This window comes from Pseudomonas sp. BIGb0558, assembly GCF_024807515.1.
Lineage (GTDB): Bacteria > Pseudomonadota > Gammaproteobacteria > Pseudomonadales > Pseudomonadaceae > Aquipseudomonas > Aquipseudomonas yamanorum_A.
Map to the genome: position 1 here is coordinate 1 of NZ_JANUEW010000062.1, position 25,769 is coordinate 25,769.

Annotated in this window: 19 protein-coding genes; 10 read left to right on the top strand and 9 right to left on the bottom strand. The window is 63.9% G+C overall.

The features are described 5' to 3' along the window. Nucleotides 1-135: 135 nt before the first annotated feature. Both M2400_RS32145 and M2400_RS32150 read right to left on the bottom strand, forming a co-directional pair. Nucleotides 136-747, bottom strand: a complete 612-nt coding sequence (locus tag M2400_RS32145) for an LpxA family transferase (RefSeq protein ID WP_259201230.1) — start codon at nt 745-747, stop codon at nt 136-138. A 48-nt stretch (nt 748-795) separates the two neighbouring features. Then, complete coding sequence (locus M2400_RS32150) at nt 796-1,872, bottom strand: sigma-54-dependent Fis family transcriptional regulator (protein WP_177079976.1); 1,077 nt, start codon at nt 1,870-1,872, stop codon at nt 796-798. Nucleotides 1,873-2,274: 402 nt separating this feature from the next. Between M2400_RS32150 and M2400_RS32155 the strand changes: the two genes are divergently transcribed. The 7 genes from M2400_RS32155 to M2400_RS32185 all read left to right on the top strand — a co-directional run bounded on the left by M2400_RS32155 (nt 2,275) and on the right by M2400_RS32185 (nt 11,785). After that, complete coding sequence (locus M2400_RS32155; protein ID WP_259201229.1) at nt 2,275-3,351, top strand: ABC transporter substrate-binding protein; 1,077 nt, start codon at nt 2,275-2,277, stop codon at nt 3,349-3,351. Between the two features lie 14 nt (nt 3,352-3,365). After that, the gene (locus M2400_RS32160) at nt 3,366-4,592 is read left to right on the top strand and encodes a S9 family peptidase (protein ID WP_259201228.1); all 1,227 of its coding nucleotides are present in this window, start codon (nt 3,366-3,368) and stop codon (nt 4,590-4,592) included. 13 nt (nt 4,593-4,605) lie between these two features. Continuing rightward, nucleotides 4,606-5,814 (top strand): LLM class flavin-dependent oxidoreductase, encoded by a 1,209-nt coding sequence (locus tag M2400_RS32165; protein ID WP_259201227.1) that lies wholly within the window; start codon nt 4,606-4,608, stop codon nt 5,812-5,814. 4 nt (nt 5,815-5,818) lie between these two features. Next, on the top strand, nt 5,819-7,375 hold the full coding sequence (locus tag M2400_RS32170; protein ID WP_177079980.1) for an ABC transporter substrate-binding protein: 1,557 nt from the start codon (nt 5,819-5,821) through the stop codon (nt 7,373-7,375). A 148-nt stretch (nt 7,376-7,523) separates the two neighbouring features. After that, on the top strand, nt 7,524-10,085 hold the full coding sequence (locus M2400_RS32175) for a TonB-dependent receptor plug domain-containing protein (protein WP_259201225.1): 2,562 nt from the start codon (nt 7,524-7,526) through the stop codon (nt 10,083-10,085). 19 nt (nt 10,086-10,104) lie between these two features. Then, the gene (locus tag M2400_RS32180; protein WP_177131225.1) at nt 10,105-11,184 is read left to right on the top strand and encodes an LLM class flavin-dependent oxidoreductase; all 1,080 of its coding nucleotides are present in this window, start codon (nt 10,105-10,107) and stop codon (nt 11,182-11,184) included. A 142-nt stretch (nt 11,185-11,326) separates the two neighbouring features. Further along, a complete protein-coding gene (locus M2400_RS32185; RefSeq protein ID WP_177131227.1) occupies nt 11,327-11,785 on the top strand; it encodes an REP-associated tyrosine transposase in 459 nt (152 codons plus the stop codon). 87 nt (nt 11,786-11,872) lie between these two features. Here M2400_RS32185 and M2400_RS32190 read toward each other — a convergent pair whose 3' ends face one another. The 7 genes from M2400_RS32190 to M2400_RS32220 all read right to left on the bottom strand — a co-directional run bounded on the left by M2400_RS32190 (nt 11,873) and on the right by M2400_RS32220 (nt 20,199). After that, nucleotides 11,873-13,651: an ABC transporter ATP-binding protein gene (locus M2400_RS32190; protein WP_259201223.1), complete on the bottom strand. Its 1,779-nt coding sequence runs from the start codon at nt 13,649-13,651 to the stop codon at nt 11,873-11,875. After that, nucleotides 13,648-14,484: an ABC transporter permease gene (locus tag M2400_RS32195; protein ID WP_259201222.1), complete on the bottom strand. Its 837-nt coding sequence runs from the start codon at nt 14,482-14,484 to the stop codon at nt 13,648-13,650. Before M2400_RS32195 ends, M2400_RS32190 begins: the two co-directional genes overlap by 4 nt. Continuing rightward, the gene (locus M2400_RS32200) at nt 14,481-15,527 is read right to left on the bottom strand and encodes an ABC transporter permease (protein ID WP_259201221.1); all 1,047 of its coding nucleotides are present in this window, start codon (nt 15,525-15,527) and stop codon (nt 14,481-14,483) included. Before M2400_RS32200 ends, M2400_RS32195 begins: the two co-directional genes overlap by 4 nt. Then, nucleotides 15,520-17,070 carry an ABC transporter substrate-binding protein gene (locus M2400_RS32205; protein ID WP_259201220.1) on the bottom strand — a complete coding sequence of 517 codons (1,551 nt, stop codon included), beginning with the start codon at nt 17,068-17,070 and terminating at the stop codon, nt 15,520-15,522. Before M2400_RS32205 ends, M2400_RS32200 begins: the two co-directional genes overlap by 8 nt. A gap of 3 nt (nt 17,071-17,073) precedes the next feature. Further along, a complete protein-coding gene (locus M2400_RS32210; protein WP_177079988.1) occupies nt 17,074-18,249 on the bottom strand; it encodes an LLM class flavin-dependent oxidoreductase in 1,176 nt (391 codons plus the stop codon). Between the two features lie 158 nt (nt 18,250-18,407). Further along, a complete protein-coding gene (locus M2400_RS32215; protein WP_177079989.1) occupies nt 18,408-19,139 on the bottom strand; it encodes a class II aldolase/adducin family protein in 732 nt (243 codons plus the stop codon). Nucleotides 19,140-19,155: 16 nt separating this feature from the next. Next, nucleotides 19,156-20,199: an ABC transporter substrate-binding protein gene (locus M2400_RS32220; RefSeq protein ID WP_259201219.1), complete on the bottom strand. Its 1,044-nt coding sequence runs from the start codon at nt 20,197-20,199 to the stop codon at nt 19,156-19,158. A gap of 411 nt (nt 20,200-20,610) precedes the next feature. On the opposite strand from M2400_RS32220, the gene M2400_RS32225 reads away from it, so the two are divergent. From M2400_RS32225 to M2400_RS32235, 3 genes are all read left to right on the top strand, one after another. Then, a complete protein-coding gene (locus M2400_RS32225; RefSeq protein WP_259201218.1) occupies nt 20,611-21,843 on the top strand; it encodes an acyl-CoA dehydrogenase family protein in 1,233 nt (410 codons plus the stop codon). Nucleotides 21,844-21,991: 148 nt separating this feature from the next. Beyond that, nucleotides 21,992-23,758: an ABC transporter ATP-binding protein gene (locus M2400_RS32230; RefSeq protein ID WP_259201216.1), complete on the top strand. Its 1,767-nt coding sequence runs from the start codon at nt 21,992-21,994 to the stop codon at nt 23,756-23,758. Next, nucleotides 23,751-25,598 carry an ABC transporter ATP-binding protein gene (locus M2400_RS32235; protein ID WP_259201215.1) on the top strand — a complete coding sequence of 616 codons (1,848 nt, stop codon included), beginning with the start codon at nt 23,751-23,753 and terminating at the stop codon, nt 25,596-25,598. The genes M2400_RS32230 and M2400_RS32235 overlap by 8 nt, the downstream gene beginning before the upstream one ends. Nucleotides 25,599-25,769: the final 171 nt, after the last annotated feature.

Here is a 25,769-nt window from a genome sequence, read left to right on the forward strand (position 1 = left end):
CCGAGCCTAGGCGAGGTGCCGACAGGCGGGGCAGAGCGTTTTGGTTACTTTGCCGCTTTTGCAAAGTGACTCGCTGTAAGAGCGAAACCATAAGCGGCCGTTACCCAAATAACGGATATGTACACCAAAAGCCCCCTACCCCTCACAATCAAAAACCTCCCCCCGCCTTACCACACTACCCGCCGCAAGCACCGCCCCCGGCGCCAACACACCATTGGCTCCAACCCGCGACAGGTCCCCCAACAGCGCGCCAAACTTGTCGCACCCGGTACGCTGCAACTGCCCCCCAATACGCACCTGGACCTCCTTGTCATCCCGCTCATTACGGTAGTTGGCAACGATACTCCCAGCCTCCAGATTCACCCCCCGCCCCAACACCGAATCCCCGACAAAGTTGAAGTGCGCCAACTTGCTGCCGCTGAAAACAAAGGACGTCTTGAGCTCCGCACCCGGCCCGAAGATGCAATATTCATCCACCCAGCAACCACCACGAAGGTAAGCCCCGGCAGCGATAAAACAGTGGGCACCAATGATCAGCGGCGCTTTCAACACAGCGCCCGCCTCAACCACCGCTGTACGGTGCACGGCAATCTCGTCATGAATCTCATAGTCATCATCAGACAACCCCGCCAGCAATTGGCGAACAACGCCAGGCGCCTGGCTCACCAGCTCCCAGGGAGCAAGATCAACCCAGGGTGCCAGCGGCGAACGGGAAAAATCAGCGATGTAATCGGTGAGTCGAATCAACGTCGAGCCCTCTACAGATCAGAGAAGCCCGAAACGCTAACACCCCCGTCACTGCCCGTCGAGCAGCACCGGCTTGCCCAGTTCACCGATCTTCTCCAGCCGCGCCCGCACAATGTTGCGGCTGATATTCAGCAAGCGCCCGGTCTGCAACTGGTTGCCATGGCAGTAACGATAGGCCGCACGAAAGACCGTCTCCTCAATGTGTTCGTAAAGGTCCGGAATGTTCTGCTCGAACAACGCATTCAGCGCCGCCTCAAGGCTCACCGGCCCGGCGATCGCAGGCGCGGCCTGGTTCGCCTCGTCCTGGCGAATGCCCGAGGAACGCATGTCCACCAGGTGCAGGTCCGGCGGCTGCACCAACTGGTTTCGGCACACCAGCAAGGCATGGTGAATCGCGTTTTCCAGCTCGCGAATATTCCCCGGCCAGCTGTGTTCCAGCAACTTGCGCTCGGCCTCGATACTCAGCGAAGCGCGGTTGTAGCCCAGGCGCTGGCAATGTTCCTCAAGGAAAAATTCCGCCAGTGGCAAGATGTCCCCCGGCCGTTCCCGCAGAGGCGGCAGGCGGATGGTGGCGACGTGCAGGCGATAGAACAGATCCTCACGAAAATGCCCGGCCACCACTGCATCGGCAAGGTTTACGTTAGTGGCCGCTACCAGTCGCACATTGATCGGAATCGGCGTGCGCGAACCCAGGCGCACCACTTCGCGCTCCTGCAACACCCGCAGCAGTTTGACCTGCATGTTCAACGGCAAATCGCCAATCTCATCGAGAAACAGCGTGCCGCCGTTGGCCGCTTCGAACCAGCCGGCCTTGTGGGTGGTGGCGCCAGTGAACGCGCCTTTTTCGTGGCCGAACAACTCGCTTTCCACCAGGGTTTCGGCAAACGCGCCGCAGTTCACCGCCACAAACGGCTCACGCCCGCGACGGCTCAGATGATGGATATGCCGCGCAACCAATTCCTTGCCGGTGCCGGTTTCGCCAATGATCAAGGTGTTGGCCTCACTGGGTGCCAGGCGCTCGATGCGGGCCAGCAGTTCCTGTGAGCGCGGGTCCTTGAAGACCAGCACGGTGGCGCGCACCGACTTGGTCAATTCACGGGCGTTGGGATGGGTAATCAGCGACATGGTGCATTCCTGGCAGTAAAAGCGCGTGTCAATAGTGCATGAAGTTTTCTATACCATTTAATTATTAATTAATATTTATATATGCCTTAAAAGAATATACCAACACATCCCCCTCCACCTGCTGCTGGAGCAGCAATCGGCCAGCACCTGCGTGTGTGCAGATCAACACCAAGCCATTGCCAGCCAGCTTTTCGAAAACCCTCAAAGCCACGGCCTACAAGGCGCGCAGGGCGTTTTCCCGCTGATGGCATGCAATCTGCTCTCTCCCTCCCAACGCCGCCTCCCCTGTAGGAGCTGGCTTGCCAGCGATGAGGCCCTCAGGCCTTGCACCGACCAAACGGACGCCTTCGCCGGCAAGCCGGCTCCTACAGGGGGTCGCGATCACTTAGCAGGGAGAACCCAATGAAAAACTTCTGGCGCAACAGCATTGCCACCGTGTTCGGTGTGCTGGTCAGCACCGGCGTGCTGGCCGAACAGGCGCCACCGGCGTCGGTGAAGATCGCCATCGTCGCCTACACCCAGGGCGGCAAACCGGTGTTCGGCGGCATCGCCGGGCGCGTGATCGAAGACGGCTGGCTCGAAGCGCAACTGCGTGAACGCGGGGTCAAGCTGGAGTGGATCGCCCTGCCCCACGCCGGCGCCGGGCCGCAGATCAACGAAGGTTTCAGCAACAACAGCCTGGACTTCGCCGTGCGCGGTGACCTGCCTTCGGTGATCGCCGGGGCCGGCGGCGTGCCGGGCAAGCTGATCGTGCCCGGCGGCAGCGGCAACAACATCTACCTGGTGGTGCCCGAAGGCTCCACCGCGAAAACCATCGACGACCTCAAGGGCAAGCGCCTGGCGCTGCATCGCGGCCGGCCATGGGAGTTCGCCTTCAGCAACTTCCTGGCCAGCAAGGGCCTGAAGCTCGATGACTTCAAGATCGCCAACCTCAACCCGCAAGTCAGCGCCGCGGCCGTGTCTGCCGGCAAGGTCGACGCTGCGGTGCTGCTCAGCGAGGCCTATGCCCTGGAAGACAAGGGCGTGGGCAAGATCATCTGGTCCACCAAGCAAGGCAACAACGATTGGCGCCTGGTCTCCGACCTGTGGGGCACCGACAGCTTCGTGCAGCAGCACCCGGACATCACCCAATTGCTCGCCACGGCCTGGGTGAAAGCCGCGTGGTGGATTTCCCAGCCACAGAACCAGGACGCCTATTACCAGCTGTCTTCCCGCGCCGGCACCGCCGAAAGCGTATTGCGCCGCGACGACCAGGACGACCCGGTGGCCTGGAAGGATCGCTGGGCGCCGAAAAGCGACCAGCAACTCAAGGCGCACTACCAGGCCCTCACCACCTACGCCCTGGCCAATCACCTGATTCGCAGCACCTACGACATCGGCCCGTCACTGGCCACCGGCTTTACCAACCAGGCCCTGATCGACCTGAAACTCACCGACTACTGGCCGGCCCTGCGTGGCCAGGTCAGCACTAATCCGTAATAGGGAAATTAAGCATGAAACTGCCGCACTCCTTTGCCTTTGGCCTCAGCGTCCTGGCCCTGTCCATGAGCGTGTTTGCTGCCGACACCTACGCCCCCAAACCCGACCCGCTGCAAGGCGATGGCCGCGTCTCGGCGTTCTACACCTGGGAAAAAGCCATCCCGACGGTTCCCGGCAAACTGCTGCGCAGCGAGCCCCTGGATAACACCTTGAGCCTGGCCAATGCCGCCAGCGCCCAGCGGATTCTGTACACCTCCACCGACGGCATCGATAACAAGACGCCGGTGGTGGTGTCCGGCGCGCTGTTCCTGCCAAAAGGCACGCCGCCTGCCGGTGGTTGGCCGGTGGCGAGCTGGGGCCATGGCACCGTGGGCGTGGCGGACGTGTGTGCACCGTCCTGGCAAGGTCGCTCGTACCGTGACGTGGCCTACCTCAATCGCTGGCTGGCCGAAGGTTTTGCCGTCGTCGCCACCGACTATCAGGGCCTCGGCGTGCCCGGCGGCCACCCCTTGCTGAACAGCCGCATGGCTGCCTACGGAATCCTCGACGCCGCCAAGGCCGTGGTGGCCGGCGTACCCGGGCTGGCCGACAAGGTGTTGATCGTCGGTCAATCCCAGGGCGGTGCCGGTGCCTTCGCCGCCGCAGCCTATGCCGCCACCTACGCCCCGGACCTGGGAGTGAAAGGCAGCATCGGCACCGGTGTGATCTACACCCTCGACTACGCGAAAAACCCCAGCGAAGAAGTGCGCAACAAGGTCGACCCCACCCTGGCCTACGGCTTCTACACCTTGCTCGCCGCCCAGCAATACGACCCGAGCATCAACCCGGCCGACTTCTACACCGAAAAAGCCCTGCCGATTTTCGAGCAGGCCCGCACCAGTTGCCTGTTCGCCCTCGAAGGCGACGTGGAAGGCCTGGGCCTGAGCATCGCCAACACCAAGAAAGACTACAAGGGCAAGCAGCTCGCCCCGTGGCTGGCGCAAGTGTCCTACCCGACGTTGAAAACCTCGAAGCCAATCTTCATCGGCACCGGCGCCGAAGACACCACCCCGGCCGCCGTGACCCAGGTCAAGCTGATGCAGGACGCGTGCAAGGCCGGCTCCATCGTCGAAGGCCACCTGTACAAAGGCCTGGGCCACAGCGCCACGGTCAATGCATCACTCAAGGACTCGATCCCGTTTGCCCACAAGGTCATCAACGACCAGCCGATCACCCCGATCTGCGCCCCGACCGCGCAATAAGCAGGAGGCTTGCATGAGCATCGAATTCTTCACCCGCCTGCCTTTGCACGGCGAAACCCAGTTCCTGCCCGGCGACCCACGCAACCGCGGCGACTGGCATCGCGGCGGGCCAAGCACCGGCGCAGTGTCGGGTTTCAGCGTAGGTGATCACTTCACCTACATCGACTACCTCGGGCAAATCGCCAGGGCCGCAGAAATCAACGGCTTTGGCGGTGCGCTGATGGTCAACGCGCCCACCGGCGAAGAGCCGTGGACCGTCTGCGCGCTGCTGGCCCGGGAAACCCGCACCCTGCAATTCGTCACCGCGTTCCAGCCCTACCACTACACCCCGTGGGTGGCGGTGCAGCAGGCGGCCACCTACCAGCGCGCCACCGGCAACCGCCTGGTGTGGAACATCATCAACGGCGGCTCGGACGCGATCCAGCGCCAGGTGGGCGACTTCAGCGACCACGATGAACGCTACGAACGCGCCACCGAATTCATGGACGTGGTCAAGGGCTATTGGCACAACGAGTCCTTCCACTACGACGGCAAGTTCTACAAGGCCGAGGGTGGCGGCCTGCGCGGGCCGTTGAAGAAGGCCCGGTTGCCGCTGATCTGCACTGCCGGTTCGTCCATCGCCGCCCGGGAGTTTGCCGCCAAGCACGCCGACTTCTACCTGATGCGCGCCGAGCACCCGGACGAGATCGCCGCCCTGATCGCTGACCTGCGCGCGCGCGCGTTGAAATGGGGCCGCACCGACATTCGCTTCGGCCTGTCGATTGACGTGATCACCCGGGAAACCGAAGAACTGGCCCGCACCGAAGCCAAGCGTTTCTTCGACGAAGGCATCGCCCGGGGCGCGGTCAAGGCCGTGGCGGCCCATGCCGGGTTGCGTACGGCGCGCAAGCTCAGCTACGAGCACGGCTTCAGTGAAAAAACCGAGACCCAAAGCTTCGACGACTTCTTCATCCACCCCAATGTATGGACTGGCTTGGGCTACATCGGCATCCCGCCGGGCTGTGCGCTGGTGGGCAGCTACGAGAACGTGGTGGCAAGGATTCGCGAGTACAACGCCATCGGCATCGACCTGTTCTTCCTCGCCGGCTACCCGCATCTGGAAGAGGCCTATCGCCTGGGCGAGCACATCCTGCCGCACTTTCGCAGTGAACGCGCCGAGCTGAGTCGCCCTCAGGAGCCCGTGCTGGAACTGCGCTCCGCCAACGGCCCGGCCGGAGTCTGATGCCATGAGCCTACTGCTTAGCCGCCGGGACTTTCTCGGCTACAGCGTGACCGTCGGCGGCGGCTTGCTGCTGGCCGGTTGCGGCCCCGCAGACACGCCCAAAAGCGTTGCCGGCAACGATCAGCCACGCTATGGCGGGCGCCTGCGCCTGGGCATCCTGGATGGCAACCAGAGCGGCAACCTCGATGCCCACAAGCCCGTGGGCAGTGGCATCGTTCGCGGCTTTGCGCTGTACAGCAAGCTGTGGGAATGGGACGAGCAGATGCAACCGCGCCTGGCCCTGGCCGAATTTGCCGAGCCGAATGCCGACGCCAGCAGCTGGACCCTGCGCCTGCGCCCCGGCCTGGAATTCCACAACGGCAAGACCATCGATGCCGATGACCTGATCTTCTCGATCCGCCGCCTCACCGACCCGCAACTGGCCTCGCCCTACGCGGCGCTGCTGCACTGGGTGGACCGTGACAACCTGGTCAAGCTCGACAACCGCACCGTGCGCCTGAGCTTTCGCGACGGCCGCAGCTACATGCCGCTGGCAGAAACCTGGGTCAACTTCGGCGGCATCGTGCCGGTGGATTACCACCCGGTCACCAACCCGGTGGGCGCCGGGCCCTACAAGCTGAAAAGCTTCACCCCCGGCCAGCGCTCGCTGTTTACCCGCTTCGAGCACTACTACAAGGACGGCAAGCCCTACGCCGATGAGCTGGAAATCATCGACTTCAAGGACCAGGTTTCGCGCCTGGCCGCCCTGCGCTCCGGGCAAATCGACATGGCCAACGTGATGCCCACCGAACAGCTGCCGATCCTGCAAAAGGACCCGCGCCTGAAGGTGATCACCTCGGTGACCGGCAACTGGCTGTCGTTCGACATGAACCTCGACAAGCCACCGTTCAACGACCCACGGGTGCGCGAAGCATTTCGCTTGATGGCGGATCGTGAAGAGCTTGTGCGCCGTGCATTGAACGGCCAGGGCCGGGTGGCCAACGACCTTTATGCACCCAGCGACCCGACCTTCAACCACGACCTCGGGCCGCGCCCCTACGACCCGCAACGCGCGGCGCAACTGCTCAAGGACGCCGGCCAGGAAAACCTCGAGGTGGAATTGATCACCACCCCGGGGCCGGGCTTGAGTTCGGCGCTGGTGCTGGCCGAACAGGCCAAGCGCATCGGCGTGACCCTCAAGGTCAAGCAGGTGGATTTGGCGACCTTCCAGGGCCCGCTGAAAAACGACTGGACCCTGAGCACCGGCGGCAGCATCGGCGCGCCGTTCCTGGCGAGTGCGATCCATACCGACGCGCCGTTCGCGGTGTCCAACAAGACCCACTTCAACGACCCGCAATTCAGTGAGCTGTTCCTGGCCGCCATGGCCCAGCCCGACCTGGAAAAACGCAAGGCCCTGGTGCATCAGGTCCAGCAGATCCAGTACGAGCGCGGCGGGATGCTGATCTGGGGCTACGCCGACTTGCTCGACAGCGTCTCCACCCGCGTCGGCGGGGCGCAGTCCGAAGAGTCGCTGTTCAGCACCTGGCGCTTCGAAAAGCTCTGGCTCAAAGACACCGCCTAACCCACTTACACCGCATCGCCCTGTAGGAGCCGGCTTGCCGGCGATGGCGTCCGGTCGACCGGCGCAGGGCTCAAGGGCCTCATCGCCGGCAAGCCGGCTCCTACAAGGGACCGTGCGCTCTTCATTCTTTTTATGGGGCATTTCTGCCATGCACGCTATCGCCTTGCGTTTACCTCTGCTGCTGGCCGCAAGCCTGCCAATCCAGGCCTTTGCCGCCGATACCCAACTGCAAACCGTGACCGTGCAGGCCAATGCCAGCCAGTCCGATGACGACGCTTTGCCCATTCGCCCGCCGACGTCGGTGTACGGCGGCACCGAGACCAAGGTCCTCGATACACCCCGTTCGGTGGTGCAAATCAACGCCGAACAGTTGGCCAACGACTCGATCCGCAGCGCCGACGACCTGGTCAAATACGCCCCCGGCATCACCCGCGGCGGCGGCCAGAACGCCGGCATCGCCCCGCAGTTTCGCGCCCAGGGCTCGGAGGTGTTCCAGGACGGCCAGCGCGCCTACGGCGTGCGCCACCCGGCGAATTTCAACGCCTATGAAGGCGCCGACATCGTCGCCGGGCCATCCTCGGTCACCTACGGTTCGGTGTCCGGCAGCGGCGGTTATGTGAACTACCTGAGCAAGAAGCCGAACTTCAACGAGTTCAAGACCAAACTCAGTGGCGAACTGGGCTCGTGGATACCGGACGGCACGTCCCGCAGTTCCAACAAGTTCAGCATCGACAACACCGGGCCCTTGAGTGACAACCTGGCCTACCGCCTGAGCATCACCAAGCAGCGCCAGCAGGACTTCTACGACAACGTCGACAACAACTTCGACGCCTTCTACGGCGCCCTCGCCTGGCGCAACGACAACGTGCGGGTGGACTGGAACGCCAGCTACGACAACTACTACGACTACAACATCACCCACGGCTGGAACCGCGCCACCCAGGACCTGGTGGACAACGGCAAGTATTACGCCGGGCGCGCCACGCCGATTATCCAGAACGGCAACACCCTGTGGTCGCCGGTGCTGGCCTCCGGCGCCGCCGATGCGCCGACCCTCGGCTGGGTCAAACGCCAGCGCAATGCCCAGGGCCAATACAGCGTGGTGGACGGCAGCTTCCAGACCGCCTCGCCCAACACCCAGAGCAACCCCGGCAGCCTGCGGGGCTGGGTGTATGACCCGACGCTGGCGGGTAACGGCGAACGCTCGCTGTCCTCGCAAACCGGGCAACGCAAGGAAGATGAAAGCAGCTCCCGACGCTTTACCACGCAACTGCGCATCGAGGCCGATCTGTCGCCCACCATCACCGTGGCCAACAGCACGTTCTACCAACGCTCCAAGGACATCACCGATGCCGTGGGTTCGTTCCAGGTGCAGTCCAAAGACAACATCTTCGACAACCGCTTCGAATTCCGCTCGCGCAATGAAACCCGCCTGGGCGGCTGGACCCTGCGGGATGACAGCAACACCGGCCTGATCTATCGCCGGGAATTCAACCAGTCGATCGTCGCCAACAACAGCTTCGGCTCCACCATCAATGCCTATGACTTGACCCAGGATCCGTCGGGCAAGAACCCCGGCGATCTGCTGGGCCTCAACGGCGCCAACCCCGCCGGCGGCAATGGCGCCTGGATCGGCCAACCCGGCGTGCCGCAGTACTCCAATTACTATGGCTGGCTGAGTCTGCCGCCGATGTACCCCGCCGGGCACGGGCTCTACGCCGAGTCCGTGGCGCCCTACACCGCCGAAAGCACCTGGACCACCAAGACCCTGTTCAGCCAGCACAACCTCAAGTACGGCGATTATATCGGCCTGAACATCGGTGCCAGCCGCAGCTGGATCGAGGCCGAGATCGACAACCCGTTCGTGCTCGCCGGCGGCAACCCGCGCAAGGACAGCGACAACTACCGGCTGTTCGCTTTCCAGGTCAGCCCCTACGTCAAGCCCACGGAAAACACCACGCTCTACTACACCTTCGATCGCTCGCTGGCGGTCAACACCGGGTTCTTTTCCAACGGCCTCGGTTGGGGCAGCGGCAGTGGCGCGAACCTGCTCAATCCCCTGGCGTTCCAGAGCCTGAGCGTATTGCACGAAGTGGGCGTGAAAGTGGAAGCGGTGCCTAACCAGCTGTTCATGACCCTCGCCGCGTTCAAGCAGGCCCGGGACCAGGCGCCGGACAGCAACAACAGCATCGCGCGGCTGGTGATCAAGGGCGTGGAAGCCACCGTGCGCTACCAGCCGGATGACCACCTGCGCAGCGGCTTGAACCTGTCCAAGCTCAACGCCTACAACGAATTCACCTCCCAGGCAGGCTTTGCCTCCGCCGGGTTCGTGCCCGATAACGGCACCGTATTCGGCGATAACAACAACCTCAACCAGCGGCCTTCCGGGCGTTTCGACGCGGTGCAGATTCCTGAATACACCGCCAGCGGCTACGTCGACTACCGCTTCGACTCGGGCTTTGGCGCCGAGCTGTCCGGCTGGTGGACCAGCAACTGGTACCTGAACCTGAGCAAGACCGTAAAGATCCCCAACGAATACAACCTCGACCTTGCCGTGTACTACCGCCAGCCGCAGTGGAGCACCACCTTGCGCGTGCTGAACCTGACCAACGAACTGAATTTCGTCAGTGGCCTGGCCGGCTCCACCAACACCTTCCTGCAACCGATGCCGGGCCGCACCTTGCTGGCCCAGGTCGACTACCAGTTCTAACCCTCAAAGGAGCCCCACCATGTCCATCGAATTTGTCGGCATGATCTTCCCCCGCCAATGGTCCGAGACCCGTGGCGTGCGCAGCCCGGACTTCGACCTCGGGTTTATCCGCCACCACGCCCGCGCCCATGAACACGCAGGCTTTGACCGGGTGCTGATCGCCAGCGGGCCCGGCAGTGCCGACAGCTTGCAGATCGCCGCCTATGCGGCAGCGCACACCGAGCGCCTGGGCTTCATGATCGCCCACCGCCCGGGGCTTACCGCGCCAACCGTCGCAGCCCGTGCGTTTGCCACGCTGGATCACACCACCGGCGGTGGGCGTATTCGCCTGCACGCCATCACCGGCATCACCGCCGAACCCCAGGAAGGCGACTTCCTGCTGGACAAGACCGAGCGCTACCAGCGCACCGACGAATACCTGGAGATCGTGCGACGTACCTGGACCGCCGAAGAGCCGTTCGACTTCGAGGGTAAGTACTTCAACATCAAGGGCGCGTTTTCGCCGGTCAAGCCGCTGCAACAGCCGCATATCCCGATTTCGTTTGGCGGCTCGTCGGACATTGCCTATCAGATCGCAGTCAAGCATGCGGATTTGTACGCGCTGTGGGGCGAGCCGTTGAGCGGTGTGGCGGAGCAGATTGCCAAGCTCAAGGCAGCGGCCAGTGCGGCCGGTGTGCAGGCGCCACGGGTGAGTTTGTCGGTGCGCCTGATATTGGGGGCGACCGAGGAATTGGCGTGGCAGCGGGCCGAGCAGATCCTGGCGCAGATCAAGGCCAATCCACAGTTTGCGGCGGGCAGTCCGTGGCAGAAGAGGATCAAGGGCACGGGGTCGGAGCGGTTGTTGGCGGCGGCTGCGCTGGGGGATCGGCATGATCGGGCGTTGTGGATGCCGACGGCGACGGCTGTTGGGGCGTATGGCGACACCACGGCGTTGGTAGGCACACCGGAGACCGTGGCCCAGGCGCTGCTGGATTATGTGGATCTAGGGGTCACGACGTTTTTGAACCGGGGGTATGACCCGCTGTATGACACAGTGGATTATGGGCGGTGGATCATTCCGGCGGTGCGCGAGGCCGCGCGTAGGCGCAAGGTCGCGTAACGGCGGCCAACGCCATCGCCGGCAAGCCGGCTCCTACAGGCGATGGCGCCCCCACAGACACACCCTGAGCCAAAAGCCCGCCGCAAATCTCGACGTTCCACACTAGCCTTTCCTGCCTGTATTCCCAACAGGAGGACAAGGAATGTCCACGCTTCCCCACGCCAAACACCTACGCTGCGGCCGCTATTCCGAACCCGGGCAGATTTACATGCTCACGGCAGTCACCCAGCACCGCGATCCTGTCTTTGCCGATTGGCGGGTCGGCCGACTAGTCGTTCATCAATTCCGCCAGGCCCAAACCGAAGGCTTGGCTGACTCTCTCGCCTGGGTCGTCATGCCTGATCATTTCCATTGGCTGGTTGAGCTCAAGCACAGCACGCTGGCGCAACTGATGCTTGCAACAAAGTCCCGTAGTGCGCGTGCGGTTAACGCGCGTTTGGGGCGCTCGGGGCGTTTCTGGCAGAAAGGTTTTCACGATCGGGCAATTCGCCGGGAGGAAGACCTGCAGGCCGTGGCCCGTTACATCATCGCCAACCCAATACGGGCGGGGCTGGTGCGGCGGGTACATGACTATCCGCTGTGGGATGCCATTTGGGTGTGAACGGACGGACGCCATCGCCGGCAAGCCGGCTCCTACACGAAACCTGTAGGAGCCGGCTTGCCGGCGATCACTGCGCAGCAGTGCCAGTCAACCCAGCGAGGGCGAATGCTCCAGCAACGTCTGCGTATACGCCGCCTGCGGCTGATCCAGCACGCTATCCACCGCGCCCTGCTCCACCACCCGCCCGACCTTCAGCACCAGCACCCGGTCAGCAATCGCCCGCACCACGCCCAGGTCATGGGTGACGAACAACAACGTCAACCCGTCCCGCTGCAACTGGCGCAGCAGATCCAGGATCGAGGCCTGTACCGAGACGTCCAGCGCCGAGGTGATCTCATCGCAGATCAGCAGCTTCGGTTCACACAGCAACGCCCGGGCAATCGCCACGCGCTGGCGCTCACCGCCGGACAGGCTGTGGGGATACAACCCGGCCACCGACGCCGGCAGCGACACCCGCTTGAGCACCGCCTCCACCCGCTCCCGCGCCGCAGCACCTTTCACCGCAAAGAAATGCTCCAGCGGTGCACTCAAGGTCTGATACACCGTCTGCCGGGGATTCAACGCCCGATACGGGTTCTGGAAGATGTACTGAATCTGGTGCCGCAACTCCGCCTCGCGCTGCCGTGCCTGTAGCGGCAACGGCTGCCCGGCATAACGCAGCTCGCCTTCGGCATTCTCCCCCAGCCCGGCAACGGCCCGCGCCAGGCTGGTCTTGCCGGAACCGGACTCGCCCACCAGCGCCAGGCATTCCCCCGGCAGCAACTGCAGCGACACGTCAAACAGCACCTGCCGGTCATACGCCACGTTCAACCCACTGATCTCCAGCAAGGCGGTATCGGTGCGCGCATCCACGGCGGCAATCGGTGCCAGGGCGATGCGCTGCAACGGCTGATCATGGGGCGCGAAACACGCCACTTCATGCGCCGCCGACAGCGTCTGTAATAACGGTTCCTGTTGCGAACACTCAGGCCGAAAACGCTCACACCGTGGCCCGAACCCGCAGCCTTGCGGCCGCTGACCCGGCGCAGGTGCATGCCCGGCAATCGCGAGCAACTCACGGCGCCCGGCCACATCGGGAATCGCCGCCAGCAAGCCCCGGGTGTAGGGATGGGACGGCCCGCTGAACAACCCTTCCCGGGTGGCTGTTTCAACAATCCGCCCGGCGTACATCACCATCACCCGGTCCACCAGGTCCTTGATCACCGCCAGGTCATGGGACACATACACGGCCGCCACGCCCTGGCTTTTGCACAAGCGGCGCAAGGTGGCGAGGATGTGCGCCTGGGTGGTGACGTCCAGGGCGGTGGTCGGCTCATCCAGCACGATCAGCCGGGGCCGCAGCACAAACGCCAGGGCCAGCATGACCCGCTGTTGCTGGCCGCCGGACAGTTGATGGGGAAAGCGCCGTAAAAACTCCGGATCATCCGGCAGGCCCACATCACGCAAGGTTTCAATAATTCGCTGTTGCTGCGCAGGCTTGTCCAACTGCAGTGGGTGCACCGCCTGGGTTTCGCGCAGCAGGCTGCCAATACGCAGCGCCGGATTGAGCGCGGTGGCCGGGTCCTGGGCGACGTAGCCGATCAGGCTGCCACGGGCGCGGCGCAAGGCTTCGCCTTCCAGGCTCAACAGCGCCTGGCCGGCGATATGCACCTGGCCACCGACAATCCGCGCACCGCGACGGGCATGGGCCAGCAGCGCGGTGGCCAAGGTGGTCTTGCCGGAACCCGACTCACCCACCATCCCAAGGATTTCGCCAGCCTGCAGGCTGAAAGACACCCCGGACAGCACATCCACCTGCCCCGGCAACTCAACCCGCAAGCCGCTGACCTGCAGCACCGTCGTCGTAATCTCCGCAATTGCATTCATGGCTGTTTTTCTCCCAGGCGTGCGCTGCTGCGGCCAATGCCTTCGGCGAGGATATTGGTGCCATAGGCAAATACGCCGATCAGTACGGCGGGGGCCAGCACCGCCCAGGGCTGTACCAGTAAACCTGCCTGGTTTTCATTGATCATCAAGCCCCAGTCCGCCGTCGGCGGCGCCACGCCATAACCGAGGAAACTCAGGCCCGAGAGCATGCCCACGCCCCAGGTCAGCATGTTGCCGAAGTGCACCAGCAACGGCGTCAGGATGTTCGGCAGGATTTCCTTGAACAGGATCCGCCGTCGCGAGTAGCCCATCATCTGCGCCGCCTCGACAAACTCCTGCCCCGCCACTGCCACCGCACTGGCCCGCGCCAGGCGAATCACCCCGGGAATAAATGCAATCGATACGGTGAGCACGATCAACCACGGTGCACGGCCCAGCATCGAGACAATCAACAACACCAGGATCAGGTCGGGAAACGCCAGGGACACGTCCACCAGCCAGGTGATCAACTGGTCCAGGCGCCGCCGCGAGAGCCCTGCGAGCAAGCCGAGGGTGCTGCCCACCGCCAGGGCAATGCTTGCCGCCGCCACTGACATCCACAGCACCGACAGGCCACCGCTGAGCAGCCGCGACAACACGTCATGCCCCAAAAAGTCATAGCCCAGCAGCGCCCACCCCGTCGGCGCGCCGTACACCGGCCCGACCATGTCCGTCGAGCCATGGGGCGCCAGCAATGGCCCCAGCAGCGCCACAGCGATCACCAGCAGGGTGATCAGCGCGCCCTTGCGGGTTTGCGGCTCAGCCAGCCAGCGGGATACTCGACTCTTGCTCATGCATCACCTCGGGAGCGCCGCCACCATGGGGTAATGCCCCGGCGGTTGCGCGAAATCAGGGTCACACGACGGGCCGTGCGCAGCTTGGGCGTGAGCAGCACCGTCAACAGGTCGGCCAGCAGGTTGATCAACACCACTGCAAGCGTGATCACCAGCACGATGGCCTGGATCATCGGCAGATCACGCATCTGGATCGCCGCGTTGAGTGCCGTACCGATGCCCGGGTAGCTGAAGATCACTTCCGCCAGCACCGCGCCGCCAATCAACGTGCGCAGGGTCAGCGCCACGCCTTGAATCGCCGGCACCAGCGCATTGGGCAAGGTGTGCCGCCACACGATCCGCCAGTGGGGAATGCCCCGCAGCCGTGCGGCAATCACGTAGTCGGACTCCAGTGCATCGATCATCGCCGCACGCACCATGCGCGTGAGGTACGGCAGCGCCGACAGACTCAGGGCCAACACCGGCAGCACCAGGAACGGCAACTGGCGCCACAGCGACTGGTCCGGATCGAGGATCGACACCGCCGGCAACCAGTCCATATGCGGCATGGAAAACAGCAACACCAGGCCGATGGCCAACAGGAAGCCCGGCGTGGCCTTGAGGAAAATCAGCAACGACAGGCTCCAGCGGTCGAGGTGGCTGTCACGACGCAACGCCAGGTACACGCCAAGGGCCAGCGCTGCCGGCACCACCACGGCGATCACCCCGGCGAGCAACGCCAGGGTGTAGCCGAAACGCCCCCACAGGATGCTGCTGACCGGCGCGTTGGAGTCCAGTGACACCCCCAGGTCGCCGCTCAGGACCGAGCCGAGCCAGCGCAGGTACTGCCGCAGGATCGGCTGGTCCAGCCCCAGTTGATGTTGCAGGGTGAGGATGCTTTGCAGCGGCGCGTCGGGGCCGAGAATCACCCGGGCCGGGTCCGAGGGCAGCGCCTGGGTGGCGATAAATACCACCAGGCTGATCACCCAGGCGGTCAGCAGGCCGTAGCCCAGCCGACCAATAAACCAGGACAGCCAGGCCGGCGTTCGCAGGGGTTTAGACATGGTTCAACCACAGCTCGTCAAAGCGCCAGGAGGCGAAGGTGGTCTGTTCCGGCGTGAGGCCGCCAACCCGTACCGAAGCGGCGTCCAGCACATCGTTGAAGCCCCATATCAGCAGCCCGCCGCGTTCGTGTTGAATCTGCTGGGCCTCGTGCACCAGGCCTTTGCGCAATTGCAAGTCCGGCTGGGCCAGGGCCTGGCGGTACAGCGCGTCGAAACGCTCGTCGTGGAAATTGCTGCGGTTGTAGATCGCCAATGGCGCGTCGTTATGTAAAGCCGACGCGAGGAAGCCACGGGCCGGTGTCGAACCCGGTGAAAGTTGCCATTGCTCACGCTGCGGGCCGTTGAATACGGCGCCGTCGACCTGGGTCACGCGCACCTCCACGCCCGCCTTCTTCGCCTGCTGGGCAAACACCAGCGCGGCATTCACGCCGGGGCCCGACGGGGTGGTCAGCTCCACCCGCAGATCGGTCTGCCCGGCCTGGCGCAGCAGCGAGCGCGCCTGTTCCAGGTCATGGGGACGCTGGGCGATGTCATGGTTATAGGTGGGATCGTGGGGCGAATACAGGTCGTTGGCGATGCGCCCGAAACCGTTGAGCCCACGGTCCACCAGCTCCTGCCGATCGGCCAGCAGACGGAACGCCTGGCGCACCCGCACGTCATCAAACGGCGGCTTGGCCAGGTTCAGGTTGAACCCGGTGAACGAGGTGCTGGGCGACACGCACAGCGACAGGCGCGAGTCGGCCTTGAGCAATGCGCTGTGCTCGGCCTGCACCCCGCTGGCGACGTCGATCTGCCCGGCACGCAAGGCCGCGACCCGCGACACCTGGTCCTTGAACTCGATGATTTCCAGTTCGTCGGCATAGGGTTGGCCGGGCTTGTAGTAATTCTCGAACCGGCTGTAGAGCGAACGCTGGCCGGGCACAAAGCGCTTGAGCTTGTAGGGGCCGGCGCCCACCGGATTGGTGATGGGGTCGTAGTCGGTGGGCACGATGCCGCCGAAGCTGATCAGGGTTTCATCCAGCGGGAAGAAACTCTGGCCCTGTTTGAAGCGGATTTCGATGGTGCGTTCATCCAGCTTGCGCAGCGCATTGCGGTCGATGGCGCCCACCAGACCGGCAAACGGCGAGGCGAGTTTCGGGTCGGTGAGGCGCAGCAGCGAGAACAGCATGTCGTCCGCGCCGATGGTCTTGCCGTGATGAAACTCAAGCCCGGGCTTGATGCGGATGGTCCAGGCGCTGGCGTCGGCGTTCGGTTCCGCGAACTCGGCCAGGGCCAGGCGTGTACTGACGTCGGTGTTCCACTCCCAGAACTTGCTGTACAGCGCCCAGCCGCGAATGATCCCGCCGCCCACCGGTTTATGGGCATCGAGGTTGCCGGACTGGTCGCCGTCGATGATGCCGATGCGCAGGCGTCCACCGGTGGTCGGCGTAGTCGACAATACCGCTGTCGGTGCTGCGCCGCTGTCGCAGCCACCCAGCAGCAAACCGCCGCCGATGGCCAGGCTGTTGCCGAGAAACACCCGGCGGGAAAATCCTTCGCTCATCAGTTACGCCTCTTGGTGTTGCACGGCGTTCAGACGCGGCACTTCAAAACCGTGGTCCAGGTCCAGCAGCGGGAATAGCAGGTCCGCCACCCGGTGCGCTTCATCGATCAGCGGGAAGCCCGACAGGATGAACGCCGAAGTGCCCTGGGCTTCGTACTCACGAATGCGCTCGGCCACCTGCTCGGCGCTGCCCACCAGATACGTGCCGGCGGCCGGGCCGAGGATGTTGAAGCCGAACAGGCTCGGGCCCAGCCATACGTTGGGGTAGATCTCCAGGTCGCGGGCCTTGGGCAGGCGGCCGGCGCGAATGGTCTCGACGTTGCGCTGGGTTTGCGGGTCGTCGCTGTGGAAATCCTCGAAGCTCACGCCGGGGGGCAACTGGCGTTCGATGGCAGTGCGGGCGGTTTGCAGCGAGGTGCGTTGCAGCAGTTTCTCGGCGTGGGCCCAGGCCTCTTCTTCGGTCTCGCGCACGATGATTTGCAGGCGGGTGCCGAAGGTCAGTTCGCGGCCGATTTTTGCGGCTTCAGCGGCGACCTTGCGGAACTTGTCCCCCAGTTTTGGCGGCGTATTGGCGAAGCTCAGGTACACGTCGAGCAACTGCACCGAGTGTTCAACCCCCGGGCCCGACGTGCCGGCGCCCCACAGCGGGATGCCGGGTTTCTGGTACGGAGGATGCCAGCCGCCCAGCGGATGTTTGGCCGCCCCCGGCGCACGCGGGGCGAGCTTGATGTATTCGCCGTCGTAGCCCCGTGTATCCCCGGCGTAGAAGCCCTGGAAAGCGCGCCAGTATTCGAGGCTGAAGGCGTAGCGTTCATCGTGTGGGTAATGCACACCGAGGGTCGCCAGGCCCGCGTCGTTGCCGTTGACCACGTTGAACAGCAAGCGGCCGTTGGAGAACTGGTCGAAGGTCAGGGCCCATTTGGCCAGGACCGCGGGTGACAGCTCGCCGGGGTGCTGCGCCACCAGGAAACGCAGGCGCTGGGTGGCGTCGATCAACGACGCGGCCACCGCCAGGCTTTCATTCGGGCTGGAACCCAGCAGCGAGCCGTAATAGCCGAGGCGATCACTGGCGACCGCTAATTGCTTGAGGTGTTGGAAGTCCGTTTTCCAGCGCCCTTCAGGCTCCCACGGATAAGGCCCATCGGGCGTGGTGAGGTACCAGAGAATCTTTACAGCCATGACAGACATCCTTGAATGGAACCGCCCCTTGTAGGAGCCGGCTTGCCGGCGATGACGGTGGCACATCCAACAGGAATGTCGCCTGATGCACCGCTATCGCCGGCAAGCCGGCTCCTACAGGGATCGTGGTGGTTTCAGTCACCGTGATAAGGGTGAGTTCAGTTTTTGCGGTCGATGGCGGGGACCAGGCCCAGCGCCGTGGCCTGCTCAAACAAGCCACTCATCTTCCACTGCTGGGTCAGCACGCCCGGGCCGTAAGCCCGCGAACCACCCAGGGCGTCCGCCAGCAATTGCAGCTGCGCGCCCTCCTCCAGCAACAGGATGAATTCAGCCGTGGCCCGCAGCCCTTGCTTGCCCCACACGGTGGAGCCGCCATTGGCTTCGAGGATCGCCAGGTTGAAGGGGTTTTCGGCGATCTTGTCGAGGATGAAATCCACTTCCTGCTGGCGCCGGTCGATGTACACCGGCAGTTCGCGCGCCAGCTGGTAGCGCTGCACCGGCACGTAATGGAACGGCAGCGTGCGATGGGTCTGGGCCCAGGCACCAAGGTACGGCGAGTGCACGTGGGACACGGTGGTCACGTCCGCATGCTGCTGGAACAGCTTGGTGTAGCGCCCCAGGCCGCCCTTGCCTTTGCCGAAGATCACGTTGCCGGCAAAGTCGGTGACGGTGGCTTGCAGCGGCTTGCGGTAGTTCCACGGGCCGCCGTAGTTGACCGACACCAGCAGTTCCTGGCCCGGCACACGCTCGATAAAGCCCACGGTGCCATTGGCGGTGATGGTGTTGGTTTCACGGAAGACGGTGAAGGCTTCTTCGGCTTCCAGCAGGACTTTGTCGATGAAGCCCTGCAGTTCCTGGGTGATCGGTTGGGCGTGGACAATGGCAGTCATGGCAGTTTCTCCGGGTTCAGGCGCGGCGCTTGGCCAACAGTTCATGGGCAGCTTGCAGGGGGCGCGGGTCGACCCAGTCGGCGATTGCAAAATCGCGCTCCAGGAAGCCGTGCAGGTACAGGAAGTCTTTCTGGACACCGAGAAAATCCAGGCGCTGGGCCGACAGTTCCGGGGCCAGGGTGGTATGGAAATCACCGCGATAGGCCTCGGCCACCCCGGCACTGCCGGCGCGGGTTTCTTCTTCGAGAATCGCGTTCAGGCCGTCGCGATTGTTCGCAGCCCAGTCAGCCGCGCTGAGGGTTTGCGCGAGGAATCGCACCACCAGGTCAAAGTGGTTGTCCAGCAGGCTCTGGTGGACAGTGATCGGGCGCGGCGTGCCGTTGTTGATGCGGTAGCGCGGCTCGGCGATCAGGTCCAGGTCGATGCCCACCACCAGGCCCAGACGACGGGCAGCGTCGGCAGCCGAAGCGCCCTTGACGTACACCGCGTCCACTTCGCCGCGAGCCAGGTAATCCAGGCCCGACCACAGGCGCTGCAAACCTTCCTGAGGGTTGCTCGCCTGTTCCTGATCGTGCAGCGCGACCTCCACCAGTTGCACATCATCAAAGCCCAGGCCGGCCAGGCTCAGCGCGCCTTTATAGCCGTGCAGGCTCATGGCCCGGGCGATACTGCCCGGGCGGCTGTCGCCCCACGCCGGCAAGGCCAGGCGCTTGCCTTTCAAGTGTTCGGGGCGCGTGATGCCGGAGTCCGGGCGGACCAGAATGGTCTGCCATTCCTCGATCCAGGTCAGGCCGATCAAACGGCTCGGTGCACCGGCGGCACGGGCGGCCAGTGCCGGCACGTTACCGCCTTCGCGAAACAGCCCGGGCAGTTCGTGATCGTAGTGGTGATGACCCAACTGGCGGGCCTCCTGCAGGGTCGAGACCGGCAGGCCGTCAGCGGCGAATTCTTCGCTCAACCAACCAAGTTTGTAGGCGATGCCGGAAGCGGTCGGCACCGGGCAGCGGGTAAACCAGATCTGCTCAAGCGCAGGCTTGGGCAGGACGGCGGAAAGGATCATGGGCAGCTCCATTGAATTGGGCAAGGCAATCCATGGAGGTATTGCAGAGGCCGTGCCAATTGGCCAAAGCCCCGGTTTGCAAGGCTTTGGCGCAAACAGCTGAAGCGCGGTTGCTGGCCTGTCAGCAGCACTGCTGCTGATCCAGCAGTCACCCGTTCACCACTGCTTCCCCAGCAACACCCCGTTATCGCAGGCCCCGCCAGGCGTGGTTTTCGGCATTGGCGCAGAACTTGCTCAAGGCACCTTCAATGCCCGACATCCAGCGCAATCCCCTGTAGGAGCTGGCTTGCCAGCGATGGACTCAAGTGCACCGCGTAAACCCGTCAGTACACGTCATCGTTAACCACCATCGCTGGCAAGCCAGCTCCTACAGGGGGCTTACACACACGGGCCACATCAGGGGAAGAAACTATGAGTACGTTCGAACAGGTACCGGTGCGCCAACTGCACAGCGAGGCCGAGGCGATTGCCGCAGCCAAAGAGATCGCCGTGGAGATCGCCGCGATCGCCGCCGACAGCAGCCAGAACGGCCAACTGCCGTGGCGCCAGGCGCAATTGCTGTCCCAGAGCGGCCTGACCGCCATCGGCGTGCCCAAGGCATTTGGCGGGCTGGGTGCCTCGGTGCAAACCATCGTCGAAACCGTGCGCCTGGTCTCGGTGGCCGATGGCGGTGTGGGGCAGTTGCTGCAGATTCACAACGTGATGCTGCGGGGCATCTTCAACGGTTATCCGGATACGGTGCGTGATCGCCTGGTGGCTGACGTATTGGCCGGCAAGCGCTTTGGCAACGCCCTGGCGGAAGTCGGCGGCAAGAACAAGTTCGCCCTCAAGACCCGCGTCGAGCGGCGTGCCGACGGCAAGCTGGTGCTCAATGGCAGCAAGTTCTACTCCACCGGTTCCTACCTTGCCGAGTGGATCTCCCTCACCGCCGCCTCCGATGATGGCGGTGCCGGCGTGCTGCTCAACCGCAACGCGCCGGGCCTGACCCTGGTGGACGACTGGGAAGCCTTCGGGCAGAAAAACTCGGTCAGCGGCACGGTGAATTTCGACAATATCGAACTGGATGAAGACTTCGTCTCCCGGCGCAAGGGCCCGATGAAACGCACCGGGCTGACCTTTCCGCAGATCCTGCATGCGGCGATCGATACCGGGATTGCCTCCGGCGCGCTGAGCGCTGCGGTGGACTACCTCAAGCACAACGCCAGGCCCTGGGTAGAAAGCGGCGTGGACCACGCCAATGAAGAGCCGCACATCATCAAGCAGATCGGCGAATACGCGGTGGCCCTGCGCGCGGCGGAGTCACTGCTGCGGGATGCGGCGCGGGTGTTTGACGAACATGAACAGGACCCGGAAAACAAGGTACTGCAGGACGAATTGATCCTGTCGGTGGCCACCGCACGGGCGCATTCAGACAGCGCGTCGTTGAAGATTTCCAGCGATATCTTCTCGTTGCTCGGGGCCAGCTCGTCACTGAGCAAATGGAACCTGGACCGGTTCTGGCGCAACGCCCGGGTGCACACCACCCATGACCCGATTCGCTGGCGCTTGCACCATGTGGGCAACTACTACCTGAACGGGATTGATCCGGGGGAGTACACGGCGATCCTCAACGCCAAGGAAACCCAGGGGGCGACCACTCGCTAGACCCGCCCAACACATCCCTGTGGCGAGGGAGCTTGCTCCCGCTGGACTGCGTAGCAGGCCCAGTTTTTGGGGTCGCTTCGCAACCCAACGGGAGCAAGCTCCCTCGCCACAGTTTGGGAACGATCAATAACCCCCCAACGAGCTTTTCATGATCGAAAAACACCCTCTTCTGCGCAGCCTGGCGATCTACCGCGAAATGCCCTGGCGCTTCGCCCTGGTCGCCGGGCTGTTCGTAGCCATCAACCTCGGCCTGGTCTGGCAACAATGGCTGATCGGCCATGCCGTCAACGACGTGAGCGCCGGCCGCGCGGTGATCCGCCAGGCCGACGGCAGCCTCGACGCGAGCCTCGGCTGGCACTGGTTGTGGCTGATGCTTGCCGTGGCCCTGGGCCGTGGCGTACTGCAATACGCCGCCAGCGTACTGTCCCTGGTGCTCAGCCAGGAACTGCTGACGCGCCTGCGCGAACGCATCCTGGCCCAGGTACAAAGCCTGCACCTGGGCTACCACTGGCAGCACGGCATGGGCGAGATGATCACCCGTACCACCCGTGACGCCGACAAGGTGCGTGACGCCCTGATCACCTTCTGGCGCCAGGTGGTGGAAACCCCGCTGGTGGTGCTGGCCACCGTCGGCCTGTTGAGCTGGTACAACCCGTGGCTGGGGCTGGTACCGCTGCTGCTGACCGTCACCGGGCTGTGGATCTTCGTGCTGCAAACCGAACGCCTGGTTGAACTCGACCGCAGCGTCGGCGCGGCCTACGACCGGGTCAACCAGGACCTCAGCGAAGGCATCGGCGGCGTGCGGGTAATCAAATCCTTTGCCCTTGAACAGAGCCGTATCCAGGGCTTTTCCGAACAAGTGGCGGTGTTCGCCGGGCTGGCCCGCCAAGCCTTGGCGTACTCCAGTTCACGTATTCCGCTGCCCCAGGCAGTGGTCGCCCTCGGCCATGTGTGGATCCTGGTCTACGGCGCCCACCTGGTGGCCGCCGGCCAACTGGGCATTGGTGAACTGGTGACCTCGCTGCTGATCGCCACCACCCTGGTGTTTCGCATCGAAGGCATTGGCCGGGTGATGCAGACCTTCGCCGATGCCCGGGCCAGTGCCGAGCGCATCTGGCAACTGCTGGACGCCCCGGCCGCCATCCGCAGCGGCAGCGCCACCCTGCCCGTTTCGCCCCTGGGGCTGCGCCTGGAGCACGTCAGTGTGAGCGCTCCCGGCGGTGGCCGGGACATTCTGCATGACTGTTCGCTGACCCTGGTGCCCGGTGAAATTGTCGCGCTGGTGGGCGCCACCGGTACCGGGAAAAGCCTGCTGGCCAGCCTGCTGCCGCGTCTCACGGATGTCAGCGCCGGGCGTGTGTTGCTCGGTAACGACGACGCTGGCTGGCAAGACATTCGTGAACTCGACCTCGGCTCACTGCGCCAACGGGTGCATGTGGTACCGCAAGAGAGCTTCCTGTTTGCCGGCAGCCTCGCCGCCAACCTGCGCCTGACCGCCCCCGACGCCACCGATGAGCAACTGCACGAGGCCCTGCGCCTCGCCGCGGCCGACGATATCTTGCTGCGCCTGCCCCACGGCCTGGCCACGCCGCTGGGTGATCGCGGCGTAACCTTGTCCGGTGGCCAGCGCCAGCGCCTGTGCATGGCCCGGGCGCTGCTGGGCAAACCGGACATCCTGTGCCTGGACGACGCCACCAGCGCCCTCGACGCCATCAGCGAACGCCACGTGCTGAATAACCTGCGGGACTTGCGCGGCACCACGGTGCTGGTGATCTCCAGCAAGCTGTCGACCATCCTCCTGGCCGACCGGGTGCTGATGCTCGCGCACGGCAAGATCGCCGCCGCCGGCCCCCACGCCGAGCTGCAACACGCCAACCCGCACTACCGCGACCTGCTGGGGATCGACCATGGCTAATCCAATCGCCGGCAAAGCCTTGAGCGATATCGAAATTGAAGAAATGCTCGCAAAAAAGGCCCTCGACCGCAGCATGTTCAAACGCTTGCTGCCGCTGCTCAGGCCAATCCGCCGCTCGATTGTCGCAGTGATCGGCATTGAGCTGTTGCTGGTGTTCACGGTGTTTTTGCGCCCCTGGTTCGTGCGTGAACTGCTGGACCGTGGCTTGATTCAACAAGCCGACCACTGGCTGCTGGATGAGCGCCTGGTGCTGTGGCTGGGCCTTGGGCTGGCCGCCAGTTGGCTGGTGCGCTTCCTGCTGGCCGGGGTCTCGCAGTTTGTCGCCGGAAGCGCGGCGATCCGCGTGCTGAATGCCCTGCGGGTACAGGTGTTTGCGCATGTCCAGGGCTTGAGCGTGAGCTACTTCGACCAGACCCGTGCCGGGCGGATCATTTCCCGGGTTGACCGTGATGTGGACGCCCTCGAACCGCTGGTGATCCAGGGCCCGCCGGAATTGCTCGGGGCCGTGCTGCGCTGCGGCCTGGCGTCGGTGATGCTGTGGCGGATCGACCCGCGCTTCTTCCTCAGCCTGGCGGCCACCGTACCTTTGCTGGTGCTGGCGACCTGGAGTTTCAAGCGGATTTCCCAGCGCAACTGGGCCAGGGTCGCGGAAAACCGCAGCCGCTTTACCGCGCACCTGGTGGAAAGCGTCAGCGGCGCGCGGATGCTGCAGCAGTGCGCCCAGGAAGCGCCGAACCTGCTGCGTTATCGCGGGCTGCTGGACGACTTCAACCACGCGCTGATTCGCGGCAGCCTGCGGTCGGGGTGGTTTGCGCCCTTTACGGCGCTGCTGAGTTCGGCGGGGATCGCACTGTTGCTGCTGGTGGGCGGCTATGGGCTGGCGGCGGGTGAAGTGTCGGTCGGGCAAATGGCCGAGAGTCTGTTCTACGTGTTTTTGTTTTTGGGGCCGCTGCAGGAACTGTCGGATCTGTTTGAGCGGTATGCCACCGGGTCGGCGTCGGCGCAGCGGATTTTCCTGTTGCTGGATACCCAGGCGCAGATCACCGACAGCGTGGCGCCCCGTCATTTGGGGCGGGCGCGGGGTGAGGTGCGTTTTGAAAAAGTGGACTTCAGCTATGTGCCGAGTGCGCAGGCGCCGGTGATCGATGGGCTGGACTTGCATATTCCGGCAGGTGAGGTGTTGGCGATTGTCGGGCCTTCGGGGCATGGGAAAAGCACGCTGGTGCAGTTGCTGACGCGGTTTTATGAGGTGCAGTCGGGCGCGGTGCGGCTGGATGGAATTGACGTGCGGGAGCTGGGCCAGCATGCGTTGCGGCGCAATGTCGGGGTGGTGTTGCAGGACAATGTGTTGTTCAGCGGGAGCATTCTCGACAACTTGCGGCTGGCGGCGCCGTTGGCGGATGACGCGACATTGATCGCGGCGGCCCGGGAGCTGGGGGCTGATGAGGTGTTGGAGCGGTTGCCGCATCAGTACCACACCGAAGTCGGGCCCCTGGGCGCACATTTGAGTCATGGGCAGCGGCAGCTCGTTTGCCTGGTGCGAGCGTATCTGGCGGACCCGGCGGTGCTGGTGCTGGATGAGGCGACTTCGGCGGTGGATATTCACACGGAGCGACGGATTCAGCGGGCGTTGCGCAGGCTGTGCCTGGGGCGCACGGCGATCATCATAGCCCACCGGTTGGCGACCATTCGGGACGCGGACCGGATTGCCGTGGTGAGGCATGGGCGGGTTGTGGAGCTTGGGGCGCATGATGCGTTGATTGAGCGTGGGGGGGCTTATGCGGCGTTGTATCAGACGTATTTGCGGGGTGCTCAGGTGGGGGATTTGGTGGCTGGGTGATGGGGGGCATATCCGTTGTTTTTGTGATGGCTGATATGGGTTCCGCTCTTACAGCGGGTCACTTTTGAAAGGAGCCTGTACGGACCGGACACATGGTGGACACATGTGCGGGGACATGGTTGACACATTATGGTCCGTAATCTGGCTTATTCACGTCGATAGTCCGCAAAA